The organism is Polycladomyces abyssicola (assembly GCF_018326425.1).
In the GTDB taxonomy this organism is placed as follows: Bacteria; Bacillota; Bacilli; order Thermoactinomycetales; family JIR-001; genus Polycladomyces; species Polycladomyces abyssicola.
This window is the reverse complement of record NZ_AP024601.1, coordinates 637,592-654,577: the sequence shown is the minus strand read 5'-3', so window position 1 is coordinate 654,577 and position 16,986 is coordinate 637,592. Positions and strand designations below refer to the sequence as shown.

Annotated in this window: 19 protein-coding genes and 1 pseudogene; 7 read left to right on the top strand and 13 right to left on the bottom strand. The window is 50.6% G+C overall.

Annotated elements, in window-relative coordinates; all coding sequences use genetic code 11:
* The first annotated feature begins 42 nt into the window (after positions 1-42).
* The gene (locus tag KI215_RS03285; RefSeq protein ID WP_212774159.1) at positions 43-1,101 is read left to right on the top strand and encodes an ornithine cyclodeaminase family protein; all 1,059 of its coding nucleotides are present in this window, start codon (positions 43-45) and stop codon (positions 1,099-1,101) included.
* Positions 1,102-1,273: 172 nt separating this feature from the next.
* Positions 1,274-2,131, top strand: coding sequence for a GAF domain-containing protein (locus KI215_RS03280; protein ID WP_212774158.1), 858 nt, complete (start codon positions 1,274-1,276; stop codon positions 2,129-2,131).
* Positions 2,132-2,359: 228 nt separating this feature from the next.
* Here KI215_RS03280 and KI215_RS03275 read toward each other — a convergent pair whose 3' ends face one another.
* The gene (locus KI215_RS03275; protein WP_212774157.1) at positions 2,360-2,968 is read right to left on the bottom strand and encodes a class I SAM-dependent methyltransferase; all 609 of its coding nucleotides are present in this window, start codon (positions 2,966-2,968) and stop codon (positions 2,360-2,362) included.
* A 259-nt stretch (positions 2,969-3,227) separates the two neighbouring features.
* Between KI215_RS03275 and KI215_RS03270 the strand changes: the two genes are divergently transcribed.
* Positions 3,228-4,169, top strand: coding sequence for a DUF6454 family protein (locus tag KI215_RS03270; protein WP_246512182.1), 942 nt, complete (start codon positions 3,228-3,230; stop codon positions 4,167-4,169).
* Between the two features lie 77 nt (positions 4,170-4,246).
* On the opposite strand, the gene KI215_RS03265 is transcribed toward KI215_RS03270, so the two are convergent.
* From KI215_RS03265 to bluB, 6 genes are all read right to left on the bottom strand, one after another.
* Positions 4,247-4,801: a GNAT family N-acetyltransferase gene (locus KI215_RS03265; protein WP_212774156.1), complete on the bottom strand. Its 555-nt coding sequence runs from the start codon at positions 4,799-4,801 to the stop codon at positions 4,247-4,249.
* A 13-nt stretch (positions 4,802-4,814) separates the two neighbouring features.
* The gene (locus tag KI215_RS03260; protein ID WP_212774155.1) at positions 4,815-5,405 is read right to left on the bottom strand and encodes a GNAT family N-acetyltransferase; all 591 of its coding nucleotides are present in this window, start codon (positions 5,403-5,405) and stop codon (positions 4,815-4,817) included.
* A 58-nt stretch (positions 5,406-5,463) separates the two neighbouring features.
* Positions 5,464-5,853: a VOC family protein gene (locus tag KI215_RS03255; protein ID WP_212774154.1), complete on the bottom strand. Its 390-nt coding sequence runs from the start codon at positions 5,851-5,853 to the stop codon at positions 5,464-5,466.
* Positions 5,850-6,536, bottom strand: coding sequence for an HAD family hydrolase (locus KI215_RS03250; RefSeq protein WP_212774153.1), 687 nt, complete (start codon positions 6,534-6,536; stop codon positions 5,850-5,852). Before KI215_RS03250 ends, KI215_RS03255 begins: the two co-directional genes overlap by 4 nt.
* Positions 6,537-6,553: 17 nt before the next feature.
* The gene (locus tag KI215_RS03245; protein ID WP_212774152.1) at positions 6,554-7,249 is read right to left on the bottom strand and encodes a DUF3891 family protein; all 696 of its coding nucleotides are present in this window, start codon (positions 7,247-7,249) and stop codon (positions 6,554-6,556) included.
* A 254-nt stretch (positions 7,250-7,503) separates the two neighbouring features.
* Positions 7,504-8,184: a 5,6-dimethylbenzimidazole synthase gene (gene bluB, locus KI215_RS03240; protein WP_212774151.1), complete on the bottom strand. Its 681-nt coding sequence runs from the start codon at positions 8,182-8,184 to the stop codon at positions 7,504-7,506.
* 181 nt (positions 8,185-8,365) lie between these two features.
* Here bluB and KI215_RS03235 point away from each other — a divergent pair, with 181 nt between their 5' ends.
* Both KI215_RS03235 and KI215_RS03230 read left to right on the top strand, forming a co-directional pair.
* Positions 8,366-9,514, top strand: coding sequence for a threonine synthase (locus KI215_RS03235; RefSeq protein WP_212774150.1), 1,149 nt, complete (start codon positions 8,366-8,368; stop codon positions 9,512-9,514).
* A 26-nt stretch (positions 9,515-9,540) separates the two neighbouring features.
* Positions 9,541-10,932 (top strand): dipeptidase, encoded by a 1,392-nt coding sequence (locus KI215_RS03230; RefSeq protein WP_246512181.1) that lies wholly within the window; start codon positions 9,541-9,543, stop codon positions 10,930-10,932.
* A 46-nt stretch (positions 10,933-10,978) separates the two neighbouring features.
* Here KI215_RS03230 and KI215_RS03225 read toward each other — a convergent pair whose 3' ends face one another.
* From KI215_RS03225 to KI215_RS03220, 3 genes and pseudogenes are all read right to left on the bottom strand, one after another.
* Positions 10,979-11,452 (bottom strand): hypothetical protein, encoded by a 474-nt coding sequence (locus tag KI215_RS03225; protein ID WP_212774148.1) that lies wholly within the window; start codon positions 11,450-11,452, stop codon positions 10,979-10,981.
* 132 nt (positions 11,453-11,584) lie between these two features.
* Positions 11,585-11,721: pseudogene (locus tag KI215_RS15850) on the bottom strand (class I SAM-dependent methyltransferase); the annotation flags it as partial.
* 29 nt (positions 11,722-11,750) lie between these two features.
* The gene (locus tag KI215_RS03220) at positions 11,751-11,981 is read right to left on the bottom strand and encodes a hypothetical protein (RefSeq protein WP_212774147.1); all 231 of its coding nucleotides are present in this window, start codon (positions 11,979-11,981) and stop codon (positions 11,751-11,753) included.
* Positions 11,982-12,176: 195 nt separating this feature from the next.
* Here KI215_RS03220 and KI215_RS03215 point away from each other — a divergent pair, with 195 nt between their 5' ends.
* Complete coding sequence (locus tag KI215_RS03215; protein WP_212774146.1) at positions 12,177-13,181, top strand: ketoacyl-ACP synthase III; 1,005 nt, start codon at positions 12,177-12,179, stop codon at positions 13,179-13,181.
* A gap of 50 nt (positions 13,182-13,231) precedes the next feature.
* Here the strand turns inward: KI215_RS03215 and lepB are convergent, their stop codons facing one another.
* The 3 genes from lepB to KI215_RS03200 all read right to left on the bottom strand — a co-directional run bounded on the left by lepB (position 13,232) and on the right by KI215_RS03200 (position 15,072).
* Complete coding sequence (lepB, locus tag KI215_RS03210; RefSeq protein ID WP_212774145.1) at positions 13,232-13,723, bottom strand: signal peptidase I; 492 nt, start codon at positions 13,721-13,723, stop codon at positions 13,232-13,234.
* A gap of 21 nt (positions 13,724-13,744) precedes the next feature.
* The gene (locus tag KI215_RS03205) at positions 13,745-14,383 is read right to left on the bottom strand and encodes a YIP1 family protein (RefSeq protein WP_212774144.1); all 639 of its coding nucleotides are present in this window, start codon (positions 14,381-14,383) and stop codon (positions 13,745-13,747) included.
* Positions 14,384-14,457: 74 nt separating this feature from the next.
* On the bottom strand, positions 14,458-15,072 hold the full coding sequence (locus KI215_RS03200) for a hypothetical protein (protein ID WP_212774143.1): 615 nt from the start codon (positions 15,070-15,072) through the stop codon (positions 14,458-14,460).
* A gap of 507 nt (positions 15,073-15,579) precedes the next feature.
* Between KI215_RS03200 and KI215_RS03195 the strand changes: the two genes are divergently transcribed.
* Positions 15,580-16,635, top strand: coding sequence for a bis-aminopropyl spermidine synthase family protein (locus KI215_RS03195; protein ID WP_212774142.1), 1,056 nt, complete (start codon positions 15,580-15,582; stop codon positions 16,633-16,635).
* The last annotated feature ends 351 nt before the right edge of the window (positions 16,636-16,986 follow it).

Here is a 16,986-nt window from a genome sequence, read left to right as displayed (position 1 = left end):
TCTCTGATTCCTTCTTGTACATTCAGTAGTGGAGGGATTTGCATGCTGATTTTATCGGCAGATGAGATTCGTCGCATATATACGATGAAAGATTGCCTGGAAGATGTAGAACAAGCTTTCCGTTTTTACGAAGAAGGAAAAACCGTAACCCCCATGCGCACTTCCATCGACCATCCCCTTATGGGAGCCAATACGCTTTATATGCCGGCTTACATAGAACCCATTCATTACACGGCCGTAAAAGTGGTCAGCATATTCCCGCAAAATGCGGAGAAAGGCAAAAATGTTCTGCAGGGGATCCTTTTGTTAACGGAGGCCTCGTCAGGAGAACATGTGGCAGTGATGGATGCGTCCTATCTAACCGTTTTGCGGACGGGTGCCGTCAGCGGAGTCGCCACGAAATATCTGGCCAGGAAAGATAGTGAAATCTGTACGGTCATCGGATGCGGTGCCCAGGCGGTAGGCCAAATCCAGGCGATGATGGAGGTACGCTCTCTATCCGCCATCCTTCTATATAACCGGACACCGAGTAAAGCAGAAGAGTTGCAGAAGACCATTCGAAAGATGTACCCAAACTGGAAAGGAACCATTGAAATTGCCCCCGATGCCAATTCCGCCGTTCATGCCGCAGACATCGTCATTTGCAGCACCCGCTCGTCCACTCCTGTCTTTGATGGTTCATATCTAAAAAAAGGAACGCATATCAACGGGATTGGTTCTTATCAGCCTCACATGCAGGAAGTAGATCTTACTACCTTAAAGCGGTCGGACAAAATCGTGGCCGATACAAAAGAAGGGGTACTTCACGAAGCCGGCGATTTCCTGATCCCGGTCCGGGAAGGAACATGGAGTTTTGACCGACTGTACGGGGAACTCGGAGAAATCGTAACGGGTAAAAAGAAAGGACGGGAACATCCGAATGAAATTACTTTCTGCAAATCCGTTGGCAGCGCTTTTTTGGATACGATGGTCGCCAGCCGGATCTACCAAAAAGCAAAACAACTGGGAATAGGAACGGAAGTCAACTTCCGGCCTCTGATACGAAACGAAAAGGTGAACAATCAAATGAATGAAGCACACAGCAACCGAGGAGCTCTTTAAGGAAAATGACGGAAAGGAATGAAAAATACTTAATCGAAGACAGCGTCGTATTTCTTTTGATCAAAAAGCTTAGCGGGTTGATCCCTGCTGGGCTTTTTATTTGTTGGAAAATGTAAGAAAGGAATTGAAAGACGATAGATTGAATACCTTTTTATCAGGAAGGGGGATAAGCGTGTTCGGGGATCTTTTAGACAAGTTGTTTAAGCGTTTCCTGTGGTTCCCCTATGTATTAGCGTTTATTTCGATATTAGGATTGGTATGGTACACTCTTTCTCAGTTGGATTGGGAAAACCTTCAAAACATTCCTATAGAGGTTATTGTGATTGTTACCATATTATCTTTCTTTGTCGGTATTCTTTTGTGGTGGAGTTACAAGAGAACAGCAAGGTCCTTGAATTTCACCGAAGAGTTTTCAGAAATAAATGAAGAAATAGTCAAAAATACTGACGCTATCGATATTTTGAGTACAATCGGCAATCTAATTGCCAAATGTTTACGAGAACCTTTTTCAAAGACCAATCATCTTTACACTTTTAATCATATTTGTTGGATGATTCGAGCCTTTATGATTAATAAAAAATCCAAGGACCCCAAAGTGGTACTATTCATTCCTAATGAGGAAGAGACCCACTTAGAACCATGTGGTTGGGCAAGTCACTCGACGCAAATCCAAAAATTCACTCCCGCAATCAGTCAAGAAAACTCAGCAGGATTCACATATATGACCGGCGAACCTTATTACTTGCCTGACGTAAACGCCCCCGGCTCACGTTTCGAACATAATGATCATTCTGACAACTCCTTTTATTCGTTGGTTACGGTTCCCGTAAAATGCGGAAAAGATGTAATAGGCGTTCTAAGCGTGACAGGTGAAGAAAAAAATTCGTACAATGAATCAGAAGACATTCCTTATTTGAGGGCTTTTGCAAACGCACTTTCCCCTTTGGTTTCTTATTATTTATCAGGCAGAAAGGGTGTCTATCGTGCACACCGTGAAAAAGTTGGGTCCAAAAGAGCAGAAGATATATGAAAGGTTTGAACAAGGAAAAATGTCCCGTCGTGAATTTTTGGACCATGCAACCGAAGGTCTTTTTCGGGAAAAAAGGCGGAAAGTGGCGGAAAGGCATGAGAAATACTTTGGGAAAAAAATTTTGTAACTAAGCGAAGAGCAGCTTGGTTTTTTGTAAAAAAAGCCTGGCGGGTTGATTCCTGCTAGGCTTTATTATTTGTTGGATATCGCCTTAATCCCCTTTTCCGTTTATTTTTTTCGCAACAGCACGACATTTCCAGGAAGCGCTTTTTGATTCCCGATCAATTGCAGGGGCAGGACGGGTCCGTGTACAAAATACTCGGTCGGGAAAAAATGTTGGACGACATCCTCCGTGATCGGTTCGAAATGGACATCATGTTCCTCCACGGCTTTTGGTACAGCATTGGCATCTCGGCAACCACGCAACAGAAAGCGGGCTCCCGACTTCATCACGCGTAGCACCTCACTCGCGTAGCGCGACCGGTCGGCTTCGGGTATGAGATGGAAACAACCCCGATCATTCACGAAGTCGACGGATTCATCTTCAATCGGAAGATCCAGAGCATTGCCTTGCCGGAAATCGACCGATACACCTGCCTCGCGTGCGCGTTCCCTTGCGATTTCCAGTGCCTTGGCCGTCATGTCCACGCCGATGGTGCGATAACCGCATTGGGACAAGAAAATGGCCTCCCGTCCTGCACCGCATCCGATATCCAGCGCGACCTCCCCCGGTTGCGGGAGTCCCAAAACGGCGATGGTCGCCACCAATTCCGATGAAGGGGCCACAAAGTCCCAATGGGCGAACTCACCCGTCTCATACATCTTTTCCCAGTCCATCGTACCACTCCTCCTTTGGTTGTCCGGCGCTGTCCATTAGTACTTTTCGATTCAAAGGAGTCAAACCCTTCATTTTGACCGGTTTGACTTGGTCCGGGGTATAACTGCTTCCGTCGTATGTTGTGCTATCCTTCGAGGATTCCTGTAAATCCCGATTAAATCTTCCTTTAAAGTTCTGTTGAAGGCCTTTTTTCCCTTCTTCCAAAACAGCTAAGATGTAACTGGTTAATGGAAGCCAGGTTACCGAGGAGGAGGAGTGATGATGCGAAAAATCGTATCCATTGTCACTGCCATTTTTTTGATCAGCACCGTATTCACGGCTGTCACCATGGCTCAAGCGGATCATGCCAAAACGAAAGATCCCCAATTGACTGACCGGTTCCAACAACTTTCCCGCAGCACAAAGTGGCAGCAAAAAGAAAAGATCGATCTCCAATTCAATGTCTATCATCCACAAGGTATGACGCGGATTGGGGACCTTTATTACATGTCCTCGGTGGAAATCATCGAAAAACCGGTGAAATATGACCAACCCCGGGACGGATATGACCGCACGCCAGGAAAAGGGGTCGGTCACCTGTTTGCTTTTGACAAACAAGGGAAACTGGTGAAAGACATCCAGCTGGGTGAGGGAATCATATATCACCCCGGCGGCATCGCATTTGACGGGAAATTTATTTGGGTACCTGTGGCCGAATACCGCCCCAATAGCCATTCCATTATCTACAAAGTAGATCCCAAGACCATGAAGGCAGAAGAAGTGTTCCGGGTGAATGACCATATCGGCGGGCTGGTCCACGACGATCGAACCGGAAAACTAATCGGTGTCAGTTGGGGTTCACGCAAGTTTTATGAGTGGAATGAACAAGGGAAACAACTTCATGTAGAAAACAACCCCAGTCACTTCGTCGATTACCAGGATTGTGAAGGTGTGGGTCAAGAAAAAATCGTCTGCAGCGGCATTTCGGAGCTGCCCAACCCTGCAACGAACAATTCCAAACCCTTTGAGTTGGGCGGATTGGCCTTGCTTGACACGAAAACGCTGGATATGATACACGAAGTACCGGTAACCGAATTTTCGCCGCAAGGGCATGTCATTACTCGTAACCCGGTGTATCTGGAGAATTCCGACCAAGGGTTGCGGCTTTACGCCGTACCGGATGATGATCACGCATCCTTGCTGGTATATGAAGCGAACTAACGTGAAGGGTACCCAAAAGAAAGGGAGCCACAGTCCGTATCGTGGCTCCTTTTTGATGTGAAGTCAGACTATATCGGCTACCTGTCCACGGTTGTTTTGCATTCGCCTCCCTCTTGTTTTTGCTTCAACCACTCCGGTCGCAGCAGGCTCATGATCCACAAACTCCAATATTCATCTCCGAACCGCCTGCATTGACGCAACAAACCCTCTTTTTGAAAGCCCACTTTCTCGTAACAACGGATGGCTGCATGGTTGAAATCAAAGACGCGCAGTTCAATCCGGTGCAGTTGCAGCGTTTCAAATCCGTACCGAACCGCTTCCCGCATTATCCGTTCTCCCCAGCCCCTCCCGCGGACGTCGGGGCTGATCATGACTCGGGTGATCGTGCCGATGCGATTTTTGGAGTCGATGTTGCCCAATTCGATATGACCCACCGTTCGGCCACTTGCTGTTTCCACCGCTTTCCACACTTGCCGGCCCGGGCTGTGCCAGGACAAGTAGTCGTCCAGTTGTCGCTCATCCAGCGGGAAAGTGAAACGTGGCCCGCCCCATTGAAGGAGTAACGCGGGGGAATTGACCCACTCGATTAATTGGGTATAATCCTCTTTGGTAAAGGGCTGTAATGTAATCATTCCGCTCCCCCTTTCACTTCGACAGTTTCGTTCCGACCGCTACCGTGTAATGGGCTCGTGCGGCTGCCCATTCCGTCCGCAGCAGGCCGTAAATCAGCTGGTCGCCGTACTCCCCGTCAGTTGTACGAGACGCTCGTTTCAAGCATCCTTCCAACCGGAATCCCAATCGGTCGGGAATGGCGCGACTTCGTGCATTGTCCGCGTGACACCGAATCTCGGCCCGGTGGATCTGTTCCTCCTCAAAGAGATAATCCAACAACCGCACCACGCAGCGTGTTACGATCCCCCTTCCTTCATACGCTTTCGCGATCCAGTAACCGATCTCGTAGGTGCCATATCCGTAGCGGTCAGGAATCGCCCCGAGCGTGCCGATCAACTTCTCTCCCAACCAGATGCCGAAATGCATGCCTAAACCTTTTTCATGCCGCTCTTGAACTTCTTCCAAAAAGCGCATCGTGTCCTCCACCTTGCGGGTGGTTGGGGCAAATGACAGCCACGGCGCGAGATGCTCCCGGTTGGCAACAACCAGGCGGAACAGCTTCTCAGCATCGGTTTTTTCCAACCATCGCAGTTCGACCCCGATTCGGTCAACGGCCAAACGCATCGGTATGATCCTCCCAATTCAATCTGTAATCAGCTCGGATCTGTAAATACCAACTGCCTTAGCGCCACACTTCCATCCGCTTCGCCAGATTGCCTGTATGCAGTTCCAATTGCGTTCCGTCGGGATCGAGAAAATTGACGGTCCATCCTTGCCCGCGAAGAACGGGACCGCGCACGATAGTCACACCGTGCTGTTTTAATTGTTGAACGGCTGCATCGAAATCCGATTCGGCAATCGAAAACGCCACGTGATCCACTCCTGCCGCCTTCTCCTGTGCATCGGACTCCGCTTTCTCCACCAGACACACCCAGGCACCGCCACCGTCCAGGTAGGCGTCGGTCCGACCGAGATGAACCAACGTCATCCCCAATACATCCCGGTAAAATGCCAATGAACGCCGCAGATCCCTCACCCGGATCGTCACATGGTTGAAACCGGCCAGTTTCATCTTCGCTCCCCTTTCACGGAAACGGAGAATGCACTGCCATCCAGCAAACCGTCTACGGTCAGCTCCTCCAGCGAATCCAATCGCAGATCGTACTCACCAAAATCGAGTCCCTCCGTCATCGGATTGGGCACCACCACACAACGCATTCCCGCCCGTTTGGCCGCCAACGCCCCGTTCGGTGAATCTTCCACTGCCACCGCTTCTTCCGGGCGTACACCCAATCGGGATACCGCCAGCAGGTACAATGCGGGATCGGGTTTGACATGCTCCACATCATCGGCTGTACATACACAATCAAAATCGGACAGCAGGTCCAACATGTTCAGACGATGCAGGATCACTTCCCGGTCAGAACTGGATGCCAGCCCCACCTTCAATCCTTTTGCTTTTGCCTCCTGCAAAAGGCGTTCCACTCCGGGGAGAGGGCGCTGTTGCTCCACCATCTTCTGATGTCGTGCCCGCCATCTTTGCAGGATGGCTTCCTTGTCCAGCGGGCGGCCGACACACGTTTCCAAGTAACCGAGCGGATCAAATTCACCCCCTCGTGTTCCGATGCACTTGCACCACTCGTCCAGCGGCAGCTCAATACCGTACTTCTGATAGATTTCCTTCAGGGTGAGATAGGCCGGTGTTTCCGTATCCAAAATGGTACCGTCAAAATCAAATATCACCGCACGAATCATATCCCCACTCCTTTTCTCTATTCCCCGTGGATCTGAACCCGGAGGCTTCCTTTACTCAACGGTCGCCGGTCCCTGCCCACTACTTGGTACGGGATTTCCGCAACGAATGAACTGTCAAAGGGATTGGGCTCCAACCGTATCACATGTGAACTCTCCCAAACAGGACGATAATGGGAAGATCCCAACTTGACACCGTCCCGATACCATGGATGTGTATTCTCACCCGGTCGGTTAAAACAGAGAAACAGTGAAAGGTTATCGCACACTTGCAACAGGTGGAGGTTTTCCTTCAGTCGGCTTCGGTCTTCATCCGAAAAATGACGCATCAACGCCTTCTGACGTTCGAGCTCCCGATCCCGGAATGCCACGGCCTGCGGTTCATCGCTGTCGACAAAAAAGGAAGCGTAATGCATACTGCACAAACAAGCGGCATACCCGTCTCTCTTTTCCACCCGGTCAATTCCTTCCCGATACGCGATCAGTTTGGGTTCCAGCGGAAAATTTTCGAACGAATACGGAGCATCTGCTGTTTCGTTCCAATGGATCGTATGATCCAGCGTCTGCCAGCCTACATCGTGGTATTCAATCGCGTAAACAACGGATGGATACGGTTCGGGGCGATTTCGCCAATGGCGGGCCATCAAGCCGGAAATCCGTGCATGATCATGTTGTCGGATCAAAACAAACGCTTCCCCCTGACGACGGACAATCATCGGGGTCACCCCTTCCTTAGGCCTACGAATGATTGGACACGTCCTAGAGAGCCAATGATCAATTACACCCTATCGGTTCTATCAACGTACGTGGTCAAACGGTGATTCATGACGACAACCACTTCATCCTCTGATTTCCCGTTCTCCGCCCATGCCAATAAGATTTTTGAATTCTATTATTCCAAAAATAATAGGAAATAGAAAGAGCAAAATGCTCTTTCATGAGGCAGCCTCCCTCTTGTTCTCACACCATATCACGGCGTAGTGAGTGAATAGGAGACAACCGGATCTCCCCAACCGTTCTCATACACTAGCTGTCGCCAATCCATACGTGATTTCCACCCCTTCTCCTCCAACATCGGTTTGGGCCGAAATTCGACAGGGTATCCCACGCACAGATAGGCGACCAACTCCACTCCGTCCGGCAAACCGAGCAGTTTTTCCACTTCCCGCTTCTCCAGCAGGCTCACCCAACCCACTCCAATCCCTTCGGCACGAGCGGCCAACCATAAGTTCTGCACAGCCAGACAGGTGCTGTATACATCCGTCTCCGGCATGGGGGCACGTCCCAACACAAATGGCGCGTCCCGCCGGTGATCGCATGTCACCGCCAGATTGATCGGTGCTTCCATGATTCCTTCCAGCTTCAGCCGGCTGTATAATGCCTGCCGTTCGTCGTCGGACAACTTCGCCCATTCGTTTTGATTCACTCGTTCAAATGAAGCCTTCACCTGCCGACGCAATTCCCTGGACGTGATCAAAATGAAATTCCACGGTTGCATAAAACCAACCGAGGGAGCATAATGCGCCGCTTCCAAAATACGCGCCAGCACCGATTCGGGAACGGGATCGGGCAAAAAGTGTCGGATATCTCGTCGTTCCCTGATCACACGGTAAATAATTTCCTTTTCTTGCTGGGTATAAGAAGGATGCATTGCCAGATCTCCTTTCATGATTGGGATTCATGGTTTTCATCATGAATAACGAGGATGCTTCCCCGTTGTTTTTCATTCGTGACGGCATTTCGTGATAACGCTGTCCAATCCCTTCTTTTTTAGATACTTCTCCTTTGGTAGAATATTCTATGCGATAAAAATCATCCTGGACGGTGATGAAATGATACTTTTGAACCCCCGGGTGGCCGGACTTTCCTGTCTGCGTTGCGAAACCGATTACAAACTGGACGATTTACTGGAAGGATGTCCCGCATGTCGCAAAGAAGGGCATGCCGCCAATGTCAAAGTGCTGTATGATACCACCCAGAATGTCACCATCAACCCATCGAAAAGCGGTATGCGGCGTTATGCTCCGCTCCTCCCGTATGCGTCCTTCCCCTCTCTTGGAGAGGGATGCACTCCCATCGTGGAACTGGAGATACTGGCACGGCAAATGGGACTGACGTGGCTGGGCGTGAAAATGGAAGGTCAAAATCCCACCGGTTCACACAAAGACCGGATGAGTCCATTGGTCGTTGCCCGTGCTGTCGCTACAGGCCGTATGGTAGTGACGGCCGCTTCCAGCGGCAATGCGGGTGCTTCATTGGCGGCCTACGCTGCCCTTGTGGGACTCCGCTGTGTCATCGTCACCACGCCGGATCTTCCCCATCCATGGAAAAAAGCGATCAAAATGGCGGGAGCGGAATTAGTGATACAATCCTCTCCCCATCAACGTTGGCAATATATCGAGGACAAAGTGAAAAACGAAGGATGGTATCCCGCGACCAACTACACACACCCCCCCGTTGGAAGCAACCCTTTTGGCGTGCAGGGCTACAAAACGGTTGCCTACGAAATCGTCGAATCCATGCGGAATCATATGCCCGACGTGCTGCTCGTTCCCTGCTCGCGCGGAGACTTGTGGTGGGGGATCTGGGAAGGTTTTCGGGAAGCCGCGAAGTGGGGCTGGGTGAAGGAGATTCCCCGCTTGTATGCGGTTGAGCCGTTCCCCCGCCTGACAAGGGTGTTGGCAGGGGAGGACTATCGCAGCCTTTTTCCGGGGGATACCCTGCTCCGCTCCATCGGGGGCGACACCGTCACATATCAAACCGTGTTGGCCGTAAAACATTCCGGTGGAGGAGCCGTGACCGTCTCTTCAGCTGAAGCGGAAGAGGCACAACACCAATTGGCCCGTTGCGGTGTTTATTTGGAAAATTCCGGGGCAGCACCGCTGGCCGGATTGCGTCACCTGTTGCGTACGGGTGAAATTACGGAAAAGGAACGGGTGCTGTTGATCGGTACTTCACATGGATACAAAGAAACGAAATGATCTTCCTTGAAAAGCGAGGGAGCACTTTGACCGAGCGACTGGAAACCTATTTTCAAAGCCAACGTGAAACTCATCTGGCGGAACTTCAACGGTTTATCGCCATTCCCAGCATCAGCTCGCAACCTGCATACAAGGATTCGCTCATTCAATGTGCCCATTACACGGCAGACCTGTTGCATCATGCAGGGATGGAACACGTCACTGTGCTGGAGACGGGAGGCCATCCCATCATCTACGGGGACTGGTTGCACGCGCCCGAAAGTCCAACCGTACTAATCTACGGTCATTATGACGTACAGCCTCCTGAGCCGCTGGAAGCCTGGCATCACCCGCCGTTTGAGCCGATTATCCGCGACGGTAAACTGTACGGCAGGGGAGCTAGCGATAATAAAGGGCAAATCTATCTGCACATTCGCTCGCTGGAAGCATGGTTGAAAACGACGGGCCACCTCCCCGTCAATGTGAAATTTCTCATCGAAGGGGAGGAGGAGATCGGCAGTCCTCGTCTGCTCCCATATCTGGAAACCCATCTTACCCGGTTTCAGGCCGATTTGGTGGTTATCTCCGACACCGCCATGCTAGGGGAAAACCAACCGGCGGTGTGTTACGGTTTACGCGGTTTGGTCGGGTTCCGGATTGAAGTGAGAGGTCCATCTACCGATCTACCCTCCGGCGGCGTTTACGGTGGTGCCGTACAAAATCCGATCCACGCACTAGTTCAATTGTTAGCAAGTATGCGGGACGAACACGGACGCATCACCGTCGACGGATTTTATGCGGATGTCATACCGCCGACACCGCAGGAAAAAGCGGCGTTGGCCGCCCTGCCCTTCGATGAGGAAGCGATGAAAGCTCGCCTTCAGGTGAAGGAACTGTTTGGTGAAAAGGGTTTCACCGCGTTGGAGCGGGCATGGGTCCGTCCCACGCTGGAGATCAACGGCATCGTCGGCGGTTACTATGGAGAAAGCGGCAAAACGATCATTCCGGCCACTGCCTGCGCCAACGTTACGTGCCGCCTCGTGCCCAATCAAGATCCCTATAAAATCATGCAACAGATCGAAGACCACATCCGAACCCACACGCCGCCTGGTGTCACCGTCACCATCACTGAGCGGGAAGCTGCACGGCCGTACGTCACCCCGATCGATCATCCCGCCATACAGTTGGCGGCCTCAGCCTATGAGTCGGCATACGGCACACGGTGTTACTTTATCCGGGCCGGAGGATCCATCCCAGTAGTGGAAACACTCTCCCGACTGTTACAGGTACCGGTCGTCCTGATGGGATTCGGTCTGCCCGATGCCAATGTTCACGGTCCCAACGAGTATTTCTCGCTGGACAACTTTGACAAGGGACTGCGAACGCTGGTCTACTATTGGAGGCACTTGCCCGACGTGTGGAAAAAGAAGAGTTGGTAAGGGAAACACCCCGCATAGCAAAGCTCCTGCGGGGTAAACACTGCATTCAAAAAGAGTAGAACCACGCCGTCGGTACCAAAAAGAGATACGGTGCCGTGATGATCCCCATCGCCAGTCCTACCCGAAATGCTGCCGGTTCCTCCACTCCCGCTCGCCGGGCCAACCTACGATTCACCGTAAAGATGAGCGTACCGCAAACAACGACGATCAATGACGACATGATCGCCGATAACGGATCGTTCCAGATGTATCCAAAATCAATTTTCCCGGAGAACAACCATTCCAATAAAAAGAAAATAGTGATCCCGATCAGATCAACGACAAACCCCATCAACCAAGCCTGGAAAATAAGCGTTCTCAGCTTTCGACCTTCCAATCTCACGCTGTTGCGTTTCAACGTCAAATAAATGACACTGCTGTCAATCAGCAAGTTCCCCAGCAAAGGGATCAAGGTAAACGGCGGGATGAAAATCGACAACCAAATCGGAAAAATCACATTATATAAAATCGGTTTTTTCATGTTGATCTCTCCTTATCGGTGGTCGAACGAATCAGAAACCGCTTGACTCCAGATCTGTCATTTAACCCCGTGCAACAAAACAGCCTTCAGGTAAAACGAACTACCTGAACGCTCCACCTATCTTTGATTCTAAATCGGCAAATCCCATTTCACGATTCTCGATAGAACATACCTTGTTGGGTCAACAGATCTCGCCACTCAGACAGGGAACTTTCGCAAACATGAGACGGATCGCGCCAACGGTTCAGCTGATTGACAAACACGTCCAACTCCGTAACCGGTTGATATTGGCATCGTATCAGATGGATTTGTATGCGTCAAAAGATATCAGTAATACCTGCAGGCTTACCGTTGGGAAAACATAGCCGTCTGCTGTTCCGCTCCAGTCCGGAGGTGAAAAATGACCGCCAATGGCCCGAGTTGCTGGCGCCAGCCCTTTCATCACCCGATATCCGTAACGAGTCAAAAAGTCTCGGACGGAACCGGCAATGATCGGATCTTCTTCCACGATGAAAATGTTGTAGGACATCATGGGACCTCCATACCAAAACTTCCAAATCGGTTATTTTCATTCTACATCTTGGAGAATGTCCCTGCCCATATGTCCGATCCTGTCCATCGTGTGAAAAGAATCTGGTTCTCCCTTGACAACGATGGTTTTATGGCTAACATGATGAGTAATGATTAGTATCAGGTACTAATTTTGATTTGAAGGGGAATGGGAATGAATTTCTCAAACACCAAGATCGGGTCAAAGGCGCGAATCACAGCAATCGGTACCTATACACCGTCAAAGAAACTGACCAACTTCGACCTCGAAAAAATGGTAGATACCTCTGATGAGTGGATTGTGCAAAGAACCGGCATCCGGGAAAGACGGATTGCCGATGAAAATGAATTTACGAGTGACCTTTGTGTGGAAGCGGTCAAAGACATGATCCAGCATCATGACGTGAATTTGGACGATGTGGATTATCTGATCGTGGCCACAACGACACCCGACACTCCGCTTCCCAGTGTGGCCAGCCAACTACAGGCGAAATTGAACTTACCCTCTTCCCTGGGTGCTATCGATATCAGTGCTGCATGCGCCGGTTTTGTACAGGGGTTGCATCTTGCCAATGCGCTGATTACCTCCGGATTGCATCGGAAAGTACTGGTGATTGGAGCGGACACCTTTTCCAAAGTGATTGACTACACGGATCGCACCACTTGCATCTTGTTTGGAGACGGAGCCGGAGCTGTCCTGGTAGAATACGATGAGACCAATCCAAGCTTTATCTGCTCTACTAACACAACGGAAGGAAAAGCGGCCATTCACCTGTATTACTCCGGCATAGCCAACAAACTTCTCGACGAAGACATCATCACCAAGGGGAAAATCGTACAAAACGGAAGAGAAATTTTCAAAATGGCCGTCAACACGCTGGTGAATGAAATACCCAAACTGATGGAGAACGCAGGCATGTCCCTGTCAGATGTCAATTGGTTTGTCCCCCACAGTGCCAATATCCGCATCCTCGAAGCCGCTTGTAACAGATTGCATTTCCCGATGGAGCGGGTGTTGTTCAGCGGGGAGTACTACGGTAACACTTCAGCCGCCACCATTCCGTTAGCCTTGAAGATGGGAATGGAACAAAACAAGATCCAAAAAGGGGATATCCTGTTGTTATCCGGCTTCGGTGGCGGTTTTGTTCACTCCAGCACGTTAATCCGTTGGACGGTGTAAGCAAGAATAGATCAAAAGCCGATCCCCGGCAGAAGGGGACCGGCTTTTCTTCATTTTTCATCCGGCTTGATCACCCACACCACTTTTCCATTAATCCGACTGAAAGGAACGGGCCCGGTGATCCGGCTGTCAATGCTGGCTTTCCGGAAGTCTCCCAGCACAAACACATGCTTCGGCGGAATTTTGACGGGCATGAAGTTGTAGAATTCCTGCTGCGTCTTCAGATACGGTTCTTTCAATGGTTTCCCGTTGATCAAGATACGGTTGTCGCTTCCCTGTATCGTCTCGCCTGGCATGCCCACAATGCGTTTGATACGCCCCAGCTTTTTCCCGGGAACGGTATACGAAATGATGTCCCCCCGATGCAGTTCGTAACCGTCCTTTTGAATCAGTACGATCGTGCCGTCGGGCAGGGTGGGGGACATGCTGATCCCCTCGCCTTTGACAAAATAATAGTGTGTGTGGAAGTAGAAATACCCCCACACACCCAAACCGACCAAAACCAGAAAAGAAATCCCGATCCATAGCAAGATCTTTTTCATCGTTCTTCCCTCTGTGTTTCGTTAAATCAAGGCGCTGATGAGAACCACCATTACCAATACCCCTAAAATCCCTGCCGCAATCAGATAGAACAATTTGCCGAGCAGAAAGATGCCAAACCCTTTCCATCCGGATACTTGATGCACTTTAGCGACGGTGTTGCTGATGACATAGAGATACCATACCCAGATGACCAACAAAAGCAAAAACAAGAGAATGGCGATCGGTACAAAGACGAATGGTTTCCCCTCAAACAGGTCCCCCTTTTGAAACAACCGGCCTCCGAACATCAACAGCATCGGCACCCAGTAAACAAATAGCGCGGTGACAATCGGCACCTTACCCCAGGTGACCGCGGAAAGTACATCCCGCCACTCTCCCGTACCGCCCAGCATTTTTCCCGACAACCAGACAAGCAGGCTCTCTACTAACAAGGAGACGATGCCGCCGATCAATCCGAGAATAATTCCGTACACCAAAGCGCCAAACAATCCGACAGACTTGTCCATGAAAACAAAGAGGATGTCATAAACCCCAGCAAGCCAAGCTAGAGGGATGATCCATTTCCACCCCGAATAATCCGACTGCAGCAAATACGCCATCGTCTGACGAGGACGGGTCCAGATGTGTTTCCACGGGTTGATTTCCTGATAGTTCTCCAATGTGTTTCTCCCCTTTTTCTGTATATATTGAAGGATGAAGGATCATCTCCCGCTATACCACGCGGGGGATGACCTCATTTCAGTTTGCACGCCAACTCCTGTACACGATCTTGATCTCCTTCCCAAATACCTCTGAGCAACCGGACATAGGTGTACCAATATTGCGGTTGTTTTTTTCGCTGGGTCTCTTTTTCCAGTTCTACCAGATAGGACTCTGCCCGACTGTCATCCCGCAATAGCAGGTATTTAATCACAAACCCCATCATCACATGTTCCAGTCCACCGTTCTCTTTTTCCCATGCTTCTCCCCGATATCCCATCAAGTGGGCGAGTGATTCAATCAAGCCTTGATGTTCACTGGCTAATGCCCAATAAAAAGCGTACCGGTGAACGGAAATCTTGACTCCCCGAAAAGTTTTGGAATACCGAGGACTTTCGGGATGATTGTATGGTTCTACTAAAATCACCGCTTCCCAGCATTTGCCGAAAAGATAAGCTTTCTTTTTAAACTCCGGTACATTTTTGTCCACCAACAGATCCTTGAAAGAAACAGTCTCCAACCTATTTGCTATCGCTCTAGGATAATCCCAATATGTTGTAGGATCAGTTTTGATCTTATGGTAACTATCTACGAGTTGTTGTTTACTTTTTTTCGCCATATTGACCAAATGGGCCAAATCATTCGCCATTAATTGTACCCCCTTACGGCCATTGATCAGGGACTCTACTGCTTTTCAACCCGGAATCCGTCGGATCTTTTCCGCGGTGAATGAAAAGTAGAAGGCGACGTAATTTTTTGTGTAACAAGTGATCCTGCAGCACCAAATCCTCGACGATTGAACCATTCAATCCTTCCCTATCGATGGGAGTGGGTTTGAAACTTACGATTCTGTCCTTTACACTTGATGATGTCGACTTATTTCGTCAAAAACAGACTGCTGACCTGCTACCTTTGTCACCAGTCTCAGAGCAGGAATCTTTTGTTTACCTCGCATCCGCAATTGGTGGGGAGTTGATGGCCAAGCCGATGCCCACCAATGCGAACCACAAAGTTTTGTTACCACGGTCGCCTGTACGGGTTGACCGGAGGCAAAAGAAAAAACTGTATTATGCTTTTCTGTCGCTTCCTTCACTGAAACGAAGGAAGCCGGAGCGAATGTGTCGTCTCTACTCTCAGGGCGAAAGGAGTGGTACCTATGTCAACCATTGGTATTGCTGCGGAAACCCGTCGGATTGACGCACTTCTGCTCCGTGCACTCTACTCCGGACCCAAAACCTACTGGGAGCTGATGCGGGCAGGGCAAGCCCAGACTCATCAGGTGCTGAACTCCCTTCAGTCGCTCTTGGAAAGCAAGCTGGTGGCCTACAACGGCAACCGCTTCGTGCTCACCGAGACGGGACGTCAGCAGGCGGAAACGCTGAGACTGGAACGAGTGGCCGAACAGCGCTGTGAAGCCTGCTCGGGGCGCGGTATTGTTCTGCGGCCGCCTTTCGACCGTATTCTTGCGGATTTCCAGAAGATCGTGGCCATGCGTCCCAAAGCAACGCCTGACTTTGACCAGGGATACGTGACGCCAGAGACCACCGTACTACGGTTGGCCCTGATGGCTCAACAGGGTGATCTGGTGGGCCGTGACCTGCTGTTGCTGGGGGACGACGACCTCACGGGCATTGCGGCCGCGCTCTCGGGGCTGCCGCGGCGCATCTGCATCTTGGATGTGGACGAGCGTATTGTCAGCTTCATCCACGATGTAGCCCGGGATCGTGGTTGGGACCACGTTCACGCCGAGGTCTACGACGCGCGGGATGGGCTGCCGTCCCACCTCCGTGGCCAGTTTGATGTGTTCTTCACGGACCCGGTTGAGACCGTCAATGGCCTCCTGCTCTTCCTGAGCCGCTGCACAGAGGGGCTGCGGGAGCCCGGTTCCGCCGGTTACTTTGGTCTCTCATACCTGGAAGCCTCCTGGCGGAAGTGGCGGCAGATCCAGCGGGGCATTCTCGACATGGGCTTTGCCATCACGGACATGCTGGGAGCATTCCAGGACTACCTGTTGGAGGACATTGTGGCTCGGGGTTACCCGGTGGCACGCATGGCTCCAGTTCCGGTCAAGGAGCCCGATATTCCCTTCTACGTCAGCACCGTCTATCGCCTGGAGCTGGTCGAGAAGCCGCAACCCCTCTTCTCCGGCCGGGTGGAGCTTGGGAAGGACCTCTACTACGACGAAGAAGCCTGCGTTACCCTGCAAGAATAGCCGCTTGATTATGCCTCAGGCTGATTCAAAAGACTTAAGTTCCCAGTTGATATAAGATAGAGCGGGTACCAAAAGGTGCCCGCTCTTTTGATAATATTCCTGTTTGTAATGGATAACGGCCTTCCAACAAGTCTTGCCACGTCTTGTCCCGTACCTCGGAGAACAAAAAGTCCGCCCCGGGTTAGGCAATCTTGGCTGCTCAAACACTCCTCCCGGTACCTTCCGGTGATTTACCTCCACATCCAATCCCAGGTACTTTTCGTCTAACCACTCGCCAAACCATTGAGAGAGTGCGGAATATCGGTCATCTTATCTGTTTTTCTTCTTGACCAAACACAATTGCTTCATTTA

Coding starts and splice junctions, on each gene's coding strand:
- KI215_RS03285 (WP_212774159.1), top strand. CDS start 43: ATGCTGATTTTATCGGCAGATGAGATTCGTCGCATATATACGATGAAA.
- KI215_RS03275 (WP_212774157.1), bottom strand. CDS start 2,968: ATGGACTGGGAAAAGATGTATGAGACGGGTGAGTTCGCCCATTGGGAC.
- KI215_RS03270 (WP_246512182.1), top strand. CDS start 3,228: ATGATGCGAAAAATCGTATCCATTGTCACTGCCATTTTTTTGATCAGC.
- KI215_RS03265 (WP_212774156.1), bottom strand. CDS start 4,801: ATGATTACATTACAGCCCTTTACCAAAGAGGATTATACCCAATTAATC.
- KI215_RS03260 (WP_212774155.1), bottom strand. CDS start 5,405: ATGCGTTTGGCCGTTGACCGAATCGGGGTCGAACTGCGATGGTTGGAA.
- KI215_RS03255 (WP_212774154.1), bottom strand. CDS start 5,853: ATGAAACTGGCCGGTTTCAACCATGTGACGATCCGGGTGAGGGATCTG.
- KI215_RS03250 (WP_212774153.1), bottom strand. CDS start 6,536: ATGATTCGTGCGGTGATATTTGATTTTGACGGTACCATTTTGGATACG.
- KI215_RS03245 (WP_212774152.1), bottom strand. CDS start 7,249: ATGATTGTCCGTCGTCAGGGGGAAGCGTTTGTTTTGATCCGACAACAT.
- bluB (WP_212774151.1), bottom strand. CDS start 8,184: ATGCATCCTTCTTATACCCAGCAAGAAAAGGAAATTATTTACCGTGTG.
- KI215_RS03235 (WP_212774150.1), top strand. CDS start 8,366: ATGATACTTTTGAACCCCCGGGTGGCCGGACTTTCCTGTCTGCGTTGC.
- KI215_RS03225 (WP_212774148.1), bottom strand. CDS start 11,452: ATGAAAAAACCGATTTTATATAATGTGATTTTTCCGATTTGGTTGTCG.
- KI215_RS03220 (WP_212774147.1), bottom strand. CDS start 11,981: ATGTCCTACAACATTTTCATCGTGGAAGAAGATCCGATCATTGCCGGT.
- KI215_RS03215 (WP_212774146.1), top strand. CDS start 12,177: ATGAATTTCTCAAACACCAAGATCGGGTCAAAGGCGCGAATCACAGCA.
- lepB (WP_212774145.1), bottom strand. CDS start 13,723: ATGAAAAAGATCTTGCTATGGATCGGGATTTCTTTTCTGGTTTTGGTC.
- KI215_RS03200 (WP_212774143.1), bottom strand. CDS start 15,072: ATGGCGAATGATTTGGCCCATTTGGTCAATATGGCGAAAAAAAGTAAA.
- KI215_RS03195 (WP_212774142.1), top strand. CDS start 15,580: ATGTCAACCATTGGTATTGCTGCGGAAACCCGTCGGATTGACGCACTT.